The organism is Bacillus thuringiensis (assembly GCF_001182785.1).
In the GTDB taxonomy this organism is placed as follows: domain Bacteria; phylum Bacillota; class Bacilli; order Bacillales; family Bacillaceae_G; genus Bacillus_A; species Bacillus_A thuringiensis_S.
This window is the reverse complement of the sequence record NZ_CP012099.1, coordinates 5,100,977-5,118,017: the sequence shown is the minus strand read 5'-3', so window position 1 is coordinate 5,118,017 and position 17,041 is coordinate 5,100,977. Positions and strand designations below refer to the sequence as shown.

Genomic DNA, 17,041 nt, shown 5'->3' with positions numbered 1-17,041 from the left:
AGTGTAGAAAAAAGTCCGGTAGGTAAATATACATAATTTACCTTATCCTGGTCATACTACCAGCGATAAGAATTTATCGGATACAAAAAACGTTTTTTAGGAGGATTCACCATGCCTTTAGTTTCTATGAAAGAAATGCTAAACACAGCACTAGAAGGAAAATACGCAGTTGGTCAATTCAACATGAACAACTTAGAGTGGACTCAAGCTATCTTAGCTGCTGCGGAAGAAGAAAAATCTCCTGTAATCCTAGGTGTATCTGAGGGTGCAGCTCGTCATATGACTGGTTTCAAAACAGTTGTAGCTATGGTTAAAGCTTTAATCGAAGAAATGAACATCACTGTTCCTGTAGCGATTCACCTTGACCATGGTTCAAGCTTTGAAAAATGTAAAGAAGCAATCGATGCAGGTTTCACATCTGTAATGATCGACGCTTCTCACCACCCATTCGAAGAAAACGTTGAAACTACTAAAAAAGTAGTAGAATACGCACACGCTCGTAACGTATCTGTTGAAGCTGAGCTTGGAACAGTTGGCGGACAAGAAGACGACATTATCGCTGAAGGCGTAATTTACGCTGATCCTGCAGAGTGTAAACACCTTGTTGAAGCAACAGGTATCGATTGCCTAGCTCCAGCTTTAGGTTCTGTACACGGTCCTTACAAAGGTGAGCCTAACTTAGGATTCGCTGAAATGGAACAAGTTCGTGACTTCACTGGCGTACCTTTAGTATTACACGGTGGTACTGGTATCCCAACTGCTGATATCGTAAAAGCTATCTCTTTAGGTACTTCAAAAATCAACGTAAACACTGAGAACCAAATCGAGTTTACAAAAGCTGTTCGTGAAGTATTAAACAAAGACCAAGAAGTTTACGATCCTCGTAAATTTATTGGACCTGGCCGTGACGCTATTAAAGCAACTGTTGCTGGTAAAATGCGTGAGTTCGGTTCTAACGGTAAAGCGTAAGAATAAAATTCCGTTTTGGAAACCGTCTAGTCTTTTAGACGGTTTCCTTTCGTTGTATAATGAAAGCGTGAACAAGTCTAAAGATTTTATCATTTTTGGTTTTTAAATAGAAAATAATGTGCATAGTCCTATTAATAAATGTGATAACGTATCTAAATTGATAAAGTAAATTCGATGAATAGTTGATCTTTATATATTCGTGCTACAGGAGAAATGAATATAATGATTTCCTATTTATCCCGCATTAAAGGGCAGTAAGACCCCCACCTCAAAATTTAGTGGAAGCAAAGAAGTTAGGTGGGGATCAACTGCCCGTAAAAGCCCGATTGGTTCAACTAATAATTAGTGGGGATAAACACCCCCCCACTAATTAAAGTTTCACTTTATTGAGTTTTGGGATGGAAAGAGTGATTGAGATTCTTAAGGGGAGCTTTCTATAAAAAGATAGAAAGTAAATACATTCACAAGAAGGGAGCTCAATATGGAAAAATTGCTAATTGAAGGCGGAAGAGCTTTAAATGGAACAATTCGAGTAAGCGGTGCTAAGAACAGTGCCGTTGCATTAATTCCAGCGACAATTTTAGCAGATACTCCAGTAACTATTGGTGGTGTCCCTAATATTTCGGACGTGAAAATGTTAGGAGACTTACTAGAGGAAATTGGAGGGAAAGTAACTTATGGACAGGAGGAAGAGATGGTAGTCGATCCTTCTAACATGGTTGCAATGCCTTTGCCAAATGGAAAAGTGAAAAAATTGCGCGCTTCTTATTATTTAATGGGTGCGATGCTTGGCCGTTTTAAAAAAGCTGTTATTGGGCTTCCGGGTGGATGTCATTTAGGACCGAGGCCGATTGATCAGCATATTAAAGGGTTTGAAGCGCTAGGTGCACATGTTACAAATGAACAAGGTGCCATCTATTTAAGAGCAGATGAACTACATGGAGCACGTATTTATTTAGATGTTGTTAGTGTAGGAGCTACGATTAATATTATGCTAGCAGCTGTACGAGCGAAAGGTAGAACTGTTATTGAAAATGCAGCGAAAGAGCCCGAGATTATTGATGTAGCTACATTGTTAACAAGCATGGGAGCACGTATTAAGGGTGCTGGTACAGATGTAATCCGAATAGATGGTGTGGACTCTTTACATGGTTGTCACCATACTATTATCCCAGATCGTATTGAAGCTGGTACGTATATGATTCTAGGAGCTGCATCAGGAGGAGAAGTAACGGTTGATAACGTTATTCCTCAGCATTTAGAATCAGTTACTGCAAAGCTAAGAGAAGCTGGTGTTCAAGTTGAAACGAATGATGATCAAATTACAGTGAACGGTAATAGAAAGTTAAAAGTAGTTGATATCAAAACGCTTGTATATCCAGGTTTTCCAACAGATTTACAACAGCCGTTTACGACGCTTTTAACAAAGGCGCACGGGACGGGAGTTGTAACAGATACAATTTACGGTGCCCGTTTCAAACACATTGATGAATTACGCCGTATGAATGCTCAAATTAAAGTAGAAGGTCGTTCGGCAATTGTAACTGGTCCTGTATTGTTGCAAGGTGCAAAAGTGAAGGCGAGTGATTTACGAGCGGGAGCAGCACTTGTTATTGCAGGGTTAATGGCAGATGGAATTACAGAAGTAACAGGACTTGAGCATATTGATCGAGGTTATGAGAATATAGTGGACAAGCTTAAAGGGCTTGGAGCAAACATTTGGCGAGAACAAATGACAAAACAAGAAATTGAAGAGATGAAGAACGCATAAGTGATACTTCCGCAAGGGGGAAGCGAAGCATCACTACTTGCGGAAGTACACTTTATAGAAAAACACGGTTCACAAAATACGGCAGAAATATAAAGACTTAAAGGAGAGGGATTATCGTGGAAAGAAGTTTATCTATGGAGTTAGTACGTGTAACAGAGGCTGCAGCATTATCATCAGCGCGTTGGATGGGGCGCGGGAAAAAGGATGAAGCAGACGGTGCAGCAACATCAGCTATGCGTGATGTATTTGATACAATTCCGATGAAAGGTACAGTTGTAATTGGTGAAGGTGAGATGGATGAAGCACCAATGCTATATATCGGAGAGAAATTAGGTACAGGATATGGACCACGTGTAGACGTTGCGGTTGATCCTTTAGAAGGGACAAACATCGTAGCAGCTGGTGGCTGGAATGCTCTTGCTGTTATTGCAATTGCAGACCACGGTAATTTGTTACATGCTCCTGACATGTACATGGATAAAATCGCAGTTGGCCCAGAAGCAGTTGGGGCGGTCGACATTGATGCGCCTATTATTGATAACTTACGTGCAGTTGCGAAAGCGAAAAATAAAGATATTGAAGATGTTGTAGCGACAGTTTTAAATCGCCCACGTCATCAAGAAATTATCGAAGAAATTCGTAAAGCTGGTGCTCGCATTAAATTAATTAATGATGGAGATGTAGCTGGAGCAATTAATACAGCATTTGATCGAACAGGTGTAGATATTTTATTTGGATCTGGTGGAGCACCTGAAGGTGTATTGGCAGCAGTTGCTTTAAAATGTTTAGGTGGAGAAATTCACGGAAAACTATTGCCACAAAACGACACTGAATTAGCACGTTGTAAAAAAATGGGCATAGAAGACATTAATCGTATCCTTCGTATGGAGGACTTAGTAAAAGGCGACGATGCAATCTTTGCAGCAACAGGCGTAACAGATGGAGAACTATTACGCGGTGTTCAATTTAAAGGTAGCGTAGGAACAACGCAATCTCTTGTTATGCGTGCAAAATCAGGTACAGTTCGCTTTGTAGATGGTCGTCATAGCTTAAATAAAAAACCGAACTTGGTTATTAAGTAAAAAGCGAAGGTGGCTTGCTCAGAAGGGGAAGGCATTGGAACTCCTGACGAAGAGGCGTTTTGTGCCTCGCAGGAAGGGGTGAAATGACTGACCCTTCTAGCCACCGGAGCTGGATTAAATAAAAAGCGTAAGCAGCTTGTTCAGAATGGGAGGGGGATGGAGCTTCTGACGAAGAGGCGCTTTTTGCCTCGCAGGAAGAAGTGAAGCCACCGACCATTCTAGCTGCTGAAGCTGGATTAAGTAAAAAGTGTAAGCGGCTCGTTCAGAAAGGTTAAAATGGTCGACCTTTTTAACTATCGGAGCTGGAACTAAACTAAATAAGAAGCGAAGACAAATTTTCTTGTCTTCGCTTCTTGTATTTGTGTTCCAACGTATTGATTAAAACTAGATAAAAGGGTTACAATAGTGAATATTACCCTACTTGAACTTATTGCCTTTCATTATTAATTATTTGCCTTCCGTATTTTTCCCTTTACCCATGAAAAAAGAGAATAACGTTAAAGTGTGGTGTCTGAATGAATTTGTCAATTGCAGCATTAGAAAACATGAAATTAAAAGAGTTATACGAGCTTGCGAAAGAATTTAAGATTTCGTATTATAGCAAGTTAACGAAAAAAGAGTTAATCTTTTCTATTTTAAAAGCTCGAGCAGAAAAAGAAGGTTTCTTTTTCATGGAAGGCGTATTAGAAATTATTCAATCAGAAGGATTTGGATTCCTACGTCCTATCAACTATTCTCCAAGCTCAGAAGATATTTATATCTCAGCTTCGCAAATTCGTCGTTTCGATTTACGTAATGGAGACAAAGTTTCTGGTAAAGTACGACCTCCGAAAGAAAATGAACGCTATTTTGGGTTATTACAAGTTGAAGCTGTAAACGGAGATGATCCAGATTCAGCAAAAGAGCGTGTGCATTTCCCTGCATTAACACCATTATACCCAGATCGCCAAATGAAATTGGAAACGGAACCGAAAAAGTTACCGACACGTATCATGGATTTAATCGCACCAGTTGGATTTGGACAACGTGGTTTAATTGTTGCGCCTCCAAAGGCTGGTAAAACAAGTCTATTAAAAGAAATTGCACACAGTGTTACAACAAATCATCCAGAAGCAGAATTAATTGTGCTTTTAATTGATGAGCGTCCAGAGGAAGTAACAGACATTGAACGTTCTGTTAAGGGCGACGTTGTAAGTTCTACTTTTGATGAAGTACCAGAAAATCATATTAAAGTAGCTGAACTTGTGTTAGAACGTGCAATGCGTCTTGTAGAGCACAAAAAAGACGTTATCATTTTAATGGATAGTATTACCCGTTTAGCGCGAGCTTACAACCTTGTTATTCCGCCAAGTGGTAGAACATTATCGGGTGGTATCGACCCAGCGGCTTTCCATAGACCGAAGCGTTTCTTTGGAGCTGCACGTAATATTGAAGAGGGCGGTAGCTTAACGATTTTAGCAACAGCCCTTGTTGATACAGGATCTCGTATGGACGATGTTATTTACGAGGAATTTAAAGGAACTGGAAATATGGAACTTCACTTAGATCGTTCGTTAGCTGAACGTCGTATCTTCCCAGCGATTGATATTCGTCGTTCTGGTACACGTAAAGAAGATCTATTAATTCCAAAAGAGCATTTAGACAAGTTATGGGGTATTCGTAAAACAATGCGTGATACACCAGACTTTGTTGAAAGTTTCTTACGTAAGCTTCGCCAAACGAAGACAAACGAAGAATTTTTACAAAACATTGTTGCAGACTCGAAAAGATATGTAACAACTAAGTAAAGGGAAAAGATGGGGACTCGCTTATTTTATAGTAAGCGAGTTTTTTATGCCTTTTAGGTGATATTAAAGAGAGAAATAAGTGGGAGAACCTTAGCCAGTCAGAGCTAAACGAGCCCCCGCCACTTTAAATTTCAAAAGACAAAAACAGGTAGTTGCAAAATGAAGTTAGCCTTGTTATAATTTCATCATATGTGTTTCATCAATATAGTTGTGTATGCAGCTGAAGATGAAAAACTCTGTTTCGAAAATGATTCAGGGCGGAAGGAGATGAAAAGAATGAAAGCAGGAATTCACCCAGATTACAAGAAAGTTGTATTCATGGACACAAACACAGGCTTCAAATTCTTAAGCGGGTCTACTAAAGGCTCTAGCGAAACTGTTGAGTGGGAAGATGGTAACACTTATCCATTACTAAAAGTTGAGATCAGTTCTGATTCTCACCCATTCTACACTGGACGTCAGAAGTTTGCTACTGCAGACGGACGCGTTGATCGCTTCAATAAGAAATACGGTATCAAGTAATAAAAACATAAAACAGGCAAGTGTATGTATTCGCTTGTCTGTTTTTTTTGCGAAAATATTATACCTTTACCCTACTTTTAACTAAAAAGTAGATGAAAGGAGAGCTTCATGTACTTAATAAATCAAAATGGCTGGATTGAAGTGATTTGCGGTAGTATGTTTTCTGGTAAATCAGAAGAATTAATCCGCCGTGTGCGCCGTACGCAATTTGCGAAACAACATGCAATTGTATTTAAACCATGTATTGATAATCGCTATAGTGAAGAAGACGTTGTATCACATAACGGATTAAAGGTGAAAGCAGTTCCTGTTTCAGCTTCAAAAGATATATTTGAACATATCACTGAAGATATGGATGTAATTGCAATCGATGAGGTGCAATTCTTTGATGGGGACATTGTGGAAGTGGTGCAAGTATTGGCAAATCGTGGCTATCGTGTCATTGTAGCTGGTTTAGACCAAGATTTCCGTGGTCTACCATTTGGACAAGTTCCTCAGCTGATGGCGATTGCTGAACATGTAACAAAGCTACAAGCAGTATGTTCTGCATGTGGATCTCCGGCAAGTCGTACACAACGATTAATTGATGGAGAACCAGCGGCATTTGATGATCCGATTATTTTAGTTGGGGCTTCAGAATCGTATGAACCGCGCTGTCGTCATTGTCATGCAGTTCCTACAAACAAAGATAAGTAAAACTCGCTGCGCAAGGCGAGTTTTTTTCAGAATAGAGAGTGTGGTTGGTGTGAGCCGCTTACGCTTTTAAATATATCTAGTTCTGGTGGCTAGCTCTTCGCAGCTAAGAACCTTCCGCCCGAAAGGTAAAAAGCACCTTTAGGTCGAAAGAACCTTAGCTGGTCAGAGCTGAAAGAGCCACCTGCACTTTAAAATATATTATCTAGCTTCAGCGGCTAGAATCTCCGGCCATTTCACTCTCTCGCTTGAAGCAAAAAGCGCTTCAAGGTCGAGAGCTCCAATGGCCTGCGATTCTGAGCAAGCCGCTTACGCTTTTAAATATAATTTGCGTTTTTTTGAGTAAGTACCATATACTATTTGTATTAGATACTAGGATGTAGAGGTGAATGATGTGTTAGATCGTTTGCAAGCTGTAGAAAATCGTTATGAGAAGTTAAATGAATTGTTAAGTGACCCAGAGGTTATTAGCGATACAAATAAACTTCGTGAATATTCAAAGGAACAGTCTGATATACAGGAAACGGTAGAGGTGTATCGTGAGTATAAGGATGTTCGTGAGCAATTAAAAGATGCGAAAGCAATGTTAGAAGAGAAGTTAGACGCAGAAATGCGTGACATGGTAAAAGAAGAGGTTTCTGAGTTAGAATCACAAGAAAAAACGTTATCAGAACGTCTGAAAATTTTACTAGTTCCAAAGGACCCTAATGATGATAAGAACGTTATCGTTGAGGTTCGTGGGGCTGCTGGTGGCGACGAGGCCGCTTTATTTGCTGGTGACTTATACCGCATGTATAGCCGTTACGCTGAGGTGCAGGGCTGGAAAACGGAGATTATTGAGGCTAGTTATACAGAGTTAGGTGGATATAAAGAGATTATCTTTATGATTAACGGTAAAGGTGCTTTCGCGAAGCTGAAATTCGAGAATGGTGCTCACCGTGTACAACGTGTTCCTGAAACGGAATCTGGTGGACGTATTCATACATCTACAGCAACTGTAGCTGTATTACCAGAGGCAGAAGAAGTAGAAATCGACATTCACGAGAAAGATGTTCGTGTTGATACATTTGCTTCTAGTGGTCCTGGTGGACAAAGTGTTAATACAACGATGTCAGCGGTACGTTTAACGCATTTACCGACTGGTGTAGTTGTATCTTGTCAGGATGAGAAATCACAAATTAAGAATAAAGAAAAAGCGATGAAAGTATTACGCGCACGTGTTTATGATAAGTTTAGACAAGAAGCACAAGCTGAATATGATCAAAACCGTAAACAAGCTGTTGGTACGGGTGATCGTTCAGAGCGTATTCGTACGTATAACTTCCCGCAAAACCGTGTTACAGACCATCGAATCGGTTTAACGATTCAAAAGCTAGATCAAATCTTACAAGGTAAGTTAGATGATTTCATCAATGCCTTAGTGATGGAAGATCAGGCTCAAAGGATGGAGGCAGCTGAGTAATGCGTGTCTATGAAGCCCTGAAATGGGCTTCTTCTTTTTTACAGGAAAATGGACGAGATGAAAATGCGGGAGAAATTGTCCTTTGTCATGTATTAAAGATGAACAGAACAGGATTACTTATGAATATGCGTGAAGAAATAAATGAGGAACAAGAGGCAAGCTTTACGGAGTTTATCCACAAGCATGTAGAAGGTATTCCTATTCAATATATGATTGGTTATGAAATGTTTTATGGCCGGTCGTTCTTTGTGAATGAAGAAGTATTAATACCAAGACCGGAAACAGAAGAGCTTATAGTAGGAGTATTAGAAAGAATTGAGCGCCATTTTGGCGACAAGGAACTACATGTAGCAGATATAGGAACAGGTAGTGGAGCGATTTCTATTACGCTTGCTTTAGAAAATAAAAATCTCCACGTGTATACAGTAGATATTGCACAAGAGTCGATTGAAGTTGCAAAAGAAAATGCAAAAGCTTTAGGTGCAGAAGTAACGTTCTATCACGGTGATTTATTGTCACCATTTGATAAAACGGGTCAAAAGCTAGATGTTGTTGTTTCAAATCCTCCATATATACCGGAAGAGGATTGGCGTGGTCTTTCTCCTGTTGTGAAAGAGCATGAGCCGAAGAGAGCGCTTGTTGGTGGAGAAGACGGATTAGATTTTTATCGCCGTTTTATGGAAGAATTGCCGAATGTGTTGCAGGAGAAAGCAATTGTAGCGTTTGAAATTGGAGTAGGACAAGGTGAGGATGTAAAAAGATTGTTACAACAAGCTTTTCCACATGCCCATGTTGAGGTTGTTTTTGATATTAACGGAAAAGACCGTATGGTATTTGCAGAGATGGAGTAAGGTTCACACCTTACTCTATTTTTTTTTGTAGGAAAATTCATATAGATTTTGAATTTAATAGTTTAGAAATATGAAAGTCTGTCCACACTGTTTGTAGAAGGGACGGTGGAGGAAATGAAAAAACAAGTTATTGCTTATCTTCTTATATTATTAATTGGTGCACAGTTACTTGTGCAGTTTGGATATATGAAAGCTGATGCAAAAGGGCCTTCAGTTATTCCGAAAGAGGCCGTTCGATTGCGAATTTTAGCAAATAGTGATTCAGATAAAGACCAGGCATTAAAGCGTAAAGTGCGTGATGAAGTAAAAGCACAAATTGATGGATGGGTAGCGGATTTAACTTCATTTGAAGAGGCACGCAAAGTAATTCAAGGTCATATTCCAGAAATCGAGAAAACGGTGGAAAATACGTTAAAAAGAGAAGGAAGTAAAGAATCATTTCAAGTGAAATTTAGTAAGAATGTAAAGTTTCCTACAAAGGTATATGGGAATTTTATTTATCCAGCAGGAGAATATGAAGCAGTATTGATCACAATTGGAGAAGGTGAAGGGGCGAACTGGTGGTGTGTATTATTTCCACCAATGTGTTTCTTAGATTTTTCGAGTGGGACAGCTGTAAGAAAAGAAGAGCATGTTGTGAAGGCGGAATCTCCTGAAGAGGAGCAGGTGAAACAACTAGATGAGGAAGTAGTAAATACAGAAGAGAAGAAAGTGGATAAGGTAAAAGAAACGAAAGTTGTAAAACAGGAAGTAGTAAAAAAAGTAACAGCTTCTGAAAAGAAAGTAGTAAAAAATGAAACAAAAGTTGAAGAGCAGCCTGTAAGTAAAGAAGAAACAAAAACTGTGGAAAAAGTGGAGAAACCTGTGGAGAAAAAACAAGAAAAGCAAAATGAGTATGTAAAAGTAGAAGAGGAAGAAGAAAAGCCAGAAGTTAAATTGTTTATTGTAGAAGCTTTTACATCTTTATTCTCTAAATAGTACTATTAATAAATCCCTCCTCATATATAAAAATGAGGAGGGATTTATTATGAAGAAAGTGTATTTTGCTACGAAAGCAGATGTGGAAAGATTACATTCTTTTTTCGGACAAGCTAATAAAAAAGATGATAAAATAAATGAGTTGTACGCACAATTTATGATTTTGGAAGAGGCGGAAGAAATACGAGCTGTAATTGGTTATGAACAAAGTGGGGAAGATGTACTTATTCGTTCTTGTTTATTCACACCTCATGTGGATAAACAGACTTTCTTATATTTTTTTGAAATGTTTTTGCAGTATATGAAAGAAAAAAATGTTCAACAATTGTACTTACTAACAAACCATCCACAATCTGTGCCGATCTTTCAGTTTTTTGACTTTTTTACTATAGAAAAGGATGAGGTTCCAGAGGGAATTCAACAGTTAGAACATTTTTGTAAAAATATAAAAGAGCAGAATGCAATAATACTAAATTGTCAGCTATTCACAAAGTTATCCACGGATTAATTAGGTTTATCCACATTTTGTGGATAAACCTTGTTTGTCTTTTGGATAAATCTCATAGTAAACTAAAAATAGACAAGTATTTAAGGGTAGAAAAGGACGTGGAAAAAAATGCATACAAATATGTGGGTTGTGGATAATGTTGTGGAAAGAAAAAAATATTATCCACAGTTACAAGAAGCAGCAAAATTATTAAGAGAAAATGAGGCGGTTGCTTTCCCTACGGAAACAGTATATGGGTTAGGTGCAAACGCGATGGATGATGAAGCAATCGCCAAAATTTTCGAAGCGAAAGGAAGACCGAGTGATAATCCACTCATTGTCCACATAGGTACAAAATCTCAGTTAGATGGGATTGTGAAAGAAATTCCACCAGTTGCAGAGAAGTTAATGGCGCATTTTTGGCCAGGACCATTAACAATTATTTTGCCGAGAAAAGAAGGGATTTCAGAGAGGGTGACGGCGGGACTTAATACGGTCGGGGTAAGAATGCCTGATCATCCAGTTGCACTTGCTCTTATTGAAGAGGCGAATGTACCTGTTGCGGCACCAAGTGCGAATCGTTCAGGGCGTCCAAGTCCAACACTAGCTTCTCACGTATATGAAGATTTGAATGGAAAGATCGCAGGTATTGTTGATGGTGGTGCAACTGGAGTAGGCGTTGAATCAACTGTAATTGATTGTACAAGCACGGTTCCAACAATATTGCGTCCAGGTGGGATTACGAAAGAACAATTAGAAGCAGTGATAGGTACCGTTTCTTTAGATCCAGCTTTAAAGGATGAGAAGGAAAAACCGAAATCACCTGGAATGAAATACACACATTATGCGCCGAAAGCACCACTTAGTATTGTTGAGGGCTCACGTGAGTTTATTCAGCATCTTGTAGATGAGAAAAAGGAAGAAGGATTTAAAGTAGGCGTATTAACGACGGAAGAGTATCAGCATGTATATAGCGCGGATGTTATATTATCTTGTGGTGTTCGAAGTGACTTAGCTAGCGTTGCGACTAAATTATATGATGTACTTAGAACATTTGATGCAAGTGAAGTGGATGTTATTTTTAGTGAGTCGTTCCCTAATGAAGGAATAGGGAATGCTATTATGAATCGTTTAACAAAAGCGGCAGGACATCATATTATTATTGAATGATAAGGTACGATTAGCAAACAGAATATTTCTCCTTGGATAAGCATATTGTGAAGTAGCACGTCCAAGGAGGGGCATGAATGACGTTTGAAGAGCTAATACCTTTAATAATTATGGCATTCGCCTTAGGGATGGATGCGTTCTCGGTGAGTCTTGGTATGGGGATGATGCCCCTAAAGTTAAGACAAATCCTGTATATTGGTATGACGATAGGGATATTTCATATTATTATGCCGTTTATAGGAATGGTACTAGGTCGTTTTTTATCAGAGAAGTATGGAGATATTGCACATTTTGCGGGTGCTATTTTATTAATCGGACTAGGGTTTTATATCGTATATTCGACCATTTTACAAAATGAAGAGACTAGAACTGCCCCTATTGGAATTAGTTTATTCGTATTTGCATTTGGCGTTAGTATAGATAGTTTCTCAGTAGGGCTTAGTCTTGGTATTTATGGGGCACAAACAATTATTACGATATTACTTTTTGGATTTGTTAGCATGTTATTAGCGTGGATTGGTTTATTAATTGGTAGACATGCGAAAGATATGCTCGGTACATATGGTGAGATAGTAGGTGGTATCATTCTGGTTGGATTTGGATTATATATCCTTTTTCCTATATAATTTTATGTAGGAGGGAATTATGAACAAGCTATTGGAATGGTATGTTAAGTTTTTAACCTTCTTTCCTCGATGGCTAAGAAGACTTATAATTTGGGGTATTATTTTGCAAATTTCGATGTTAGGTTGGATTAAGTTAATTCGTGAATGGTGAGATAGTTCCTTTCTGTGAATATTTTGTTTGTACTATATTTATTGCACTAAAAATTACAGATATAGAAAGGATGAGATGAATGACGAGATTGAAGCAAGTTTTTGGTATTATTATTAGTTTTTTTGTTTTTTGGTTTAGTATGCTCGGTGTACAAATGTTTGCTGAGTTTTTAGATATTGAGTCATTGAAATTTGTTGCGGGAAAGACTGAGGCGGCGCGTGCCTTTTACTCTCCGTACCCGTTTTTAATTGTTTTTCTTATTACACTGCTTTCCTTATACTTCTTCGTAATTAAGCTAGGGAAACCGAAAAAAGAAAAACTGCCTACTTTAGAGGAAAAGAAGGAAGAATTACAATGATAAAATCCCCTGCTAAAAAGCAGGGGATTTTTATGTTTGAGTGATGGCAGGAATTGAGCTACCTTGCTTTTAAATATATCCAGTTCCAGCGGCTAGAATGGTGGTGGTTTCGCGTCTTCCTGCGAGGCAAAAAGCGCCTCTAAGTCAGAAGCTCCATCCCCCTCCCATTCTGAACGGGCCGCTTCTGCTTTTAGATATTATCCAGTTCCAGTGGCCAGCTCTTCGCATCTAAGAACCTCCCGCACGAAAGGTAAAAAGCACCTTTTGTGCGAGAGAACCTTAGCTGGTCAGAGCTAAACGGGCCACTTCCACTTTTAAACTGGCCTAACTAATTCAAATTGTTCTCCTAATTTTGCATAGTTGTGTCCTGCTAGGCGACTTATTGGCTTGAGTCCTTCTGCGTGAATGCGCCCTTTTTCATATAGATGTTCGGCAACGTGGAAACGAACGACGCGTCCAATTAGTAGATCACAAGCTGGTGAGTCTTCTGTTCCACCAAGTGGAATTGCACGTTCTAATACGCATTCCATTCGAATATTTGCTTCTTTTACACCTGGAACGGAGATGGCTTCACTTTCAATTGGTGTTAGTTTTGCTAGTTCAATTTCACTTTCATTTGGCGGGAGATTGGCTGCTGTTTCGTTAATTGCTGCTACATATGATTCGTCAGAAATATGTACGACAAATTCACCTTTTTCAATTGCGTTTCGGGAAGTGTCCTTTCTTTCTCCGGCTTTTCGTTGTACAGAAACGGAGATAAGTGGTGGATTAGCAGCGACAATATTGAAATAACTATATGGTGCGCCGTTTAATACACCGTCTTTTGTTACAGAAGTAACGAATGCGACTGGGCGTGGAATGATGCTTCCCGTTAATAATTTGTAATTCTCTTTTTCCGATTGTTCATTTGGATTAATGGATAACATGCTTAAAATCCCCTTTCTAAATATGACGACTTATTGTTTGTTTACAAGATGTTAGTGGAAAACTCCTGCTGGAAAAATATTTTTTTGGCTTTTTTGTAAACGAGACAAAAAATGTATATGTCGATAAGAATAAGTATTGCTGTTTTGATGCAACAAAGTGTGTTTGTCATTTATATGCCAAATAAGGATTTAATTTATAAATGACAAACAATGATGGAACTAAGATAAAGCGAAAGTTTTAGAAATGGAAGTGCTAATTAAGAGAACGGCGGTAAAAAAAGTGTAGGACGTGATTCCTGAATTTTATTTTCATCATTTTCTTTAGCAGCTTGTCCTGTTTGTCTCGTATTTTGTCCACCCTTTTTGGCAATTTGTCCGCCTTGACTAGCATTTGTCCCTGCGTTTCCGCTAATCTGTCCATTTCTATCAGCTGTTATTGTAAATCCAGCCTTCCCGCCTTGATTTGCAAGGTTATTGTTGTTGTCATTGTAGTTGTAAATGTTGACGTGGATGTGAATTTCAATTGGAAGATCATCTTTGCTGAGTTTGAAGGAGGAAGTTGCTTCTGTTTGTTCTGTGTTAGTGTTTTTATATTTTTGAGAACGACGGTTCGCCATAAGAATGTTCGCTCCTATCTTTTTTTCTGCTCAGCTTAAAGCCCATCTTCCGCCGGTGCTGAAATGTTTTCATCAGCGCTTTCTTCGCCGTCGGCAACACCAGCCTCGAATTCGCTTCTTTTGATTATGTTTTCACTATCCTCTCTAGCAACTTGTCCCATCTGATTCGCATTCTGTCCGCCTTTTTTAGCAATTTGTCCACCTTGACTTACGTTTGTTCCACCTTTTCCACTAATTTGGCCACCACCAGTCGCTGTTAATTCGAGTCCAGCTTGTCCACCTTGATTAGCAAGATTATTATTGTTTTTATTCTTATTTTTGTTTTTAGCCTTCGCTTTTACTTTGCTTTCATTATCATTTTCGTTAGTTGGATCCATTTCTTCTTCTAGAAGTTTTTTATCGTGGTTTTTCATAAGATTTTTCCCCCTTATTATATTTAATACTAGTAGCATATGTTTGGCTTTTAAGTGTGATTGGGGGTTGTCCTATGAGTTGGAATTTAAAAATTTCTTCAATGAAAAGTATTGGATTTTCCTAGTGAAAAAAATTATAGATTAAAGGAATGCTGAAATCCCCCAAGCTGATTTCTTGGGGGATGAAGAGTAACATGACATAAAAATTAAAGTAAAACGTATGCGCCAGGTCCGATTAAAGCTACACCAACAGCAACAGCGATTAACATTAAGTTATATTCATATCCATTTTGTGTTACCCAGTAACCATTTTTTCCGTGAACAGTGAAGATAGCCATTAACATTGTTCCAACGATAAATAATGAACCAACTACAATGAAAATACCTGATGCGAATAAGAAGCCACCTAGTAATTCAGTTGCGCCAGCCATAAATGCCATAAATACACCAGGGCGTAAACCGATTGACTCCATCCAGCCACCTGTTCCTTTTAAACCGTAACCGCCGAACCAACCAAATAATTTTTGAGCACCATGACCCATGAATGTAATTCCTATAATAAGACGAATAATAAGTAGACCGAAATCCATCATTTTTAAAAACCTCCTAAAAGTTATTAACTTACCTTATGTAAGTAATGATAAAATAGTTACTTACTTTAGTCAAGTGGATTTTGAAAAAAGTTTGAATTAAATTTTACAAATTAACAACAAAAAATAAAATGTGGTAAAGACCTCTAGACAAGTTGGGCAAAAAAAGAGAAAATATAAATAGAAGTTAACTTCTTATTGTTATTCAGACAATCAGAATTGACTGGAATTTTGTGAAGCGCTACAATAAGAGTCTATTAGTAATGACGTAATTTATTTCGAAAGCGTTTTTACAGTATAATATTCGAAGTATGAAGTCTTACATGTATCCCGAGCTTTACTAGGGATTGCCCTATAAACTTTTAGGTAAATTATAAGGAGGACTATCCTATGTTTAAAAAATTATTCGGTCTTGGTTCAAAAACAAATGAAGAAACAATCGTAGCTCCATTAACTGGAGCAGTGAAAAATATTGAAGAAGTACCAGATCCAGTATTCGCTGGTCGTATGATGGGTGACGGTGTTGCAATCGATCCTACTGAAGGTGTAGTTGTATCTCCAGTTGATGGTGAAATCGTACAATTATTCCACACAAAACATGCTATCGGAATTAAAGCGAAAAACGGAACAGAAATTTTAATCCACGTTGGATTAGAAACTGTAAAAATGGAAGGCGAAGGTTTCGAAGCTCACGTTTCTGAAGGCCAAGCTGTAAAAGCGGGAGATAAATTAATCTCATTCGACTTAGAATTAATCCGTGAAAAAGCGAAAAGCACAATTACTCCAATCGTTATTACAAACACAGATGCAGCTGAGTCTATTAAGACAACTGTAGGCGTAGCAGCTACAAAAGGTTCAACAGAAGTAATGAAAGTTACAATGAAATAATTGTCGTATAAGAGGAATCCGTTTCGTATGAAATGGATTCCTTATTTTTGTTGCATATTCAGTAGGTATGTTAAAATACTCTAGGCACTTGGAAATAGGGTTTCACATATATGTGGATAAGGCGCATTTTTCTTAGAAAAAATATAAGAGAAATGCGCCTTTTGTATATTCACATTTCTTTTGTTCTATTCTAATGTAAGTTATGATGAGTGGTAAGAAATCGAATATAGGGGTGGGTTTGGATGAAACGAGTGTTATTTGTTTGTACTGGCAATACATGTCGTAGTCCAATGGCTGAGGCGTTGCTTCGTCATCACGGAGGAGATAGGTTTGAAGTGCAATCTGCTGGTGTTTTTGCCTATCCTGGGAGCGATGCATCGGTACATGCGAAGGAAGCTTTAGCTGAAAAAGGAATTTCAATTGATCATGCCGCGCAGCAAGTAAACGAAACTTTGCTTGATTGGGCTGATATTGTCGTAACGATGACAGAAAATCATAAACAAATTGTATTTGGGCATTATCCGAGTGTTGAAAAGAAATTGAATACATTATATGGATTAACTGAAGGTATAGACAAGGACATTTCAGATCCATTTGGAGGCTCGCTTTCTATTTATAAAGAAACGTTAGATGAGATGGAAAAACTTGTACAAACTTTACTGAAAAAACATTCAGTAGGTTGATGTTTCGTGTATAATAC

At 38.3% G+C, this 17,041-nt stretch carries 20 protein-coding genes; 16 read left to right on the top strand and 4 right to left on the bottom strand.

Features of this window, described 5'->3' with window-relative positions:
* Nucleotides 1-111: 111 nt before the first annotated feature.
* The 14 genes from AC241_RS26490 (at nucleotide 112) to AC241_RS26430 (ending at nucleotide 12,907) form a co-directional block, all read left to right on the top strand.
* On the top strand, nucleotides 112-969 hold the full coding sequence (locus AC241_RS26490; protein ID WP_001131859.1) for a class II fructose-bisphosphate aldolase: 858 nt from the start codon (nucleotides 112-114) through the stop codon (nucleotides 967-969).
* A gap of 481 nt (nucleotides 970-1,450) precedes the next feature.
* The gene (gene murA, locus AC241_RS26485; protein WP_000413248.1) at nucleotides 1,451-2,740 is read left to right on the top strand and encodes a UDP-N-acetylglucosamine 1-carboxyvinyltransferase; all 1,290 of its coding nucleotides are present in this window, start codon (nucleotides 1,451-1,453) and stop codon (nucleotides 2,738-2,740) included.
* Nucleotides 2,741-2,856: 116 nt separating this feature from the next.
* Nucleotides 2,857-3,822: a class II fructose-bisphosphatase gene (glpX, locus tag AC241_RS26480; RefSeq protein ID WP_016079642.1), complete on the top strand. Its 966-nt coding sequence runs from the start codon at nucleotides 2,857-2,859 to the stop codon at nucleotides 3,820-3,822.
* Nucleotides 3,823-4,337: 515 nt separating this feature from the next.
* On the top strand, nucleotides 4,338-5,609 hold the full coding sequence (gene rho, locus AC241_RS26475; RefSeq protein WP_001053903.1) for a transcription termination factor Rho: 1,272 nt from the start codon (nucleotides 4,338-4,340) through the stop codon (nucleotides 5,607-5,609).
* Between the two features lie 276 nt (nucleotides 5,610-5,885).
* Nucleotides 5,886-6,131 (top strand): type B 50S ribosomal protein L31, encoded by a 246-nt coding sequence (locus tag AC241_RS26470; protein WP_000643435.1) that lies wholly within the window; start codon nucleotides 5,886-5,888, stop codon nucleotides 6,129-6,131.
* A 108-nt stretch (nucleotides 6,132-6,239) separates the two neighbouring features.
* Nucleotides 6,240-6,827, top strand: a complete 588-nt coding sequence (locus AC241_RS26465) for a thymidine kinase (RefSeq protein WP_000280851.1) — start codon at nucleotides 6,240-6,242, stop codon at nucleotides 6,825-6,827.
* Between the two features lie 391 nt (nucleotides 6,828-7,218).
* Nucleotides 7,219-8,286 carry a peptide chain release factor 1 gene (gene prfA, locus AC241_RS26460; RefSeq protein ID WP_000887066.1) on the top strand — a complete coding sequence of 356 codons (1,068 nt, stop codon included), beginning with the start codon at nucleotides 7,219-7,221 and terminating at the stop codon, nucleotides 8,284-8,286.
* Nucleotides 8,286-9,137 carry a peptide chain release factor N(5)-glutamine methyltransferase gene (gene prmC, locus AC241_RS26455; protein ID WP_001267022.1) on the top strand — a complete coding sequence of 284 codons (852 nt, stop codon included), beginning with the start codon at nucleotides 8,286-8,288 and terminating at the stop codon, nucleotides 9,135-9,137. The genes prfA and prmC overlap by 1 nt, the downstream gene beginning before the upstream one ends.
* Before the next feature lie 114 nt (nucleotides 9,138-9,251).
* On the top strand, nucleotides 9,252-10,115 hold the full coding sequence (gene spoIIR / locus AC241_RS26450; RefSeq protein ID WP_048564340.1) for a stage II sporulation protein R: 864 nt from the start codon (nucleotides 9,252-9,254) through the stop codon (nucleotides 10,113-10,115).
* Nucleotides 10,116-10,164: 49 nt separating this feature from the next.
* Nucleotides 10,165-10,623 carry a GNAT family N-acetyltransferase gene (locus AC241_RS26445; protein ID WP_016079644.1) on the top strand — a complete coding sequence of 153 codons (459 nt, stop codon included), beginning with the start codon at nucleotides 10,165-10,167 and terminating at the stop codon, nucleotides 10,621-10,623.
* Nucleotides 10,624-10,731: 108 nt separating this feature from the next.
* The gene (locus AC241_RS26440) at nucleotides 10,732-11,772 is read left to right on the top strand and encodes an L-threonylcarbamoyladenylate synthase (protein ID WP_050844751.1); all 1,041 of its coding nucleotides are present in this window, start codon (nucleotides 10,732-10,734) and stop codon (nucleotides 11,770-11,772) included.
* A 77-nt stretch (nucleotides 11,773-11,849) separates the two neighbouring features.
* Entirely contained in the window at nucleotides 11,850-12,398 is a 549-nt protein-coding gene (locus AC241_RS26435) for a manganese efflux pump MntP (RefSeq protein WP_016079646.1), read from the top strand.
* Between the two features lie 19 nt (nucleotides 12,399-12,417).
* Nucleotides 12,418-12,549 (top strand): hypothetical protein, encoded by a 132-nt coding sequence (locus AC241_RS35745; RefSeq protein WP_001037634.1) that lies wholly within the window; start codon nucleotides 12,418-12,420, stop codon nucleotides 12,547-12,549.
* Nucleotides 12,550-12,628: 79 nt separating this feature from the next.
* Entirely contained in the window at nucleotides 12,629-12,907 is a 279-nt protein-coding gene (locus AC241_RS26430) for a DUF3935 domain-containing protein (RefSeq protein ID WP_000197471.1), read from the top strand.
* A 314-nt stretch (nucleotides 12,908-13,221) separates the two neighbouring features.
* Here the strand turns inward: AC241_RS26430 and AC241_RS26420 are convergent, their stop codons facing one another.
* From AC241_RS26420 to AC241_RS26405, 4 genes are all read right to left on the bottom strand, one after another.
* On the bottom strand, nucleotides 13,222-13,833 hold the full coding sequence (locus AC241_RS26420; RefSeq protein WP_016079647.1) for a flavin reductase family protein: 612 nt from the start codon (nucleotides 13,831-13,833) through the stop codon (nucleotides 13,222-13,224).
* Between the two features lie 257 nt (nucleotides 13,834-14,090).
* Entirely contained in the window at nucleotides 14,091-14,450 is a 360-nt protein-coding gene (locus AC241_RS26415) for a hypothetical protein (protein WP_016079648.1), read from the bottom strand.
* A 35-nt stretch (nucleotides 14,451-14,485) separates the two neighbouring features.
* On the bottom strand, nucleotides 14,486-14,863 hold the full coding sequence (locus AC241_RS26410; protein WP_016079649.1) for a hypothetical protein: 378 nt from the start codon (nucleotides 14,861-14,863) through the stop codon (nucleotides 14,486-14,488).
* Between the two features lie 206 nt (nucleotides 14,864-15,069).
* On the bottom strand, nucleotides 15,070-15,456 hold the full coding sequence (locus AC241_RS26405) for a DoxX family protein (RefSeq protein WP_000968616.1): 387 nt from the start codon (nucleotides 15,454-15,456) through the stop codon (nucleotides 15,070-15,072).
* A gap of 387 nt (nucleotides 15,457-15,843) precedes the next feature.
* Here AC241_RS26405 and AC241_RS26400 point away from each other — a divergent pair, with 387 nt between their 5' ends.
* Both AC241_RS26400 and AC241_RS26395 read left to right on the top strand, forming a co-directional pair.
* Nucleotides 15,844-16,341 (top strand): PTS sugar transporter subunit IIA, encoded by a 498-nt coding sequence (locus AC241_RS26400; RefSeq protein ID WP_000473665.1) that lies wholly within the window; start codon nucleotides 15,844-15,846, stop codon nucleotides 16,339-16,341.
* Nucleotides 16,342-16,583: 242 nt separating this feature from the next.
* Nucleotides 16,584-17,024 (top strand): low molecular weight protein arginine phosphatase, encoded by a 441-nt coding sequence (locus tag AC241_RS26395; RefSeq protein ID WP_016079650.1) that lies wholly within the window; start codon nucleotides 16,584-16,586, stop codon nucleotides 17,022-17,024.
* Nucleotides 17,025-17,041: the final 17 nt, after the last annotated feature.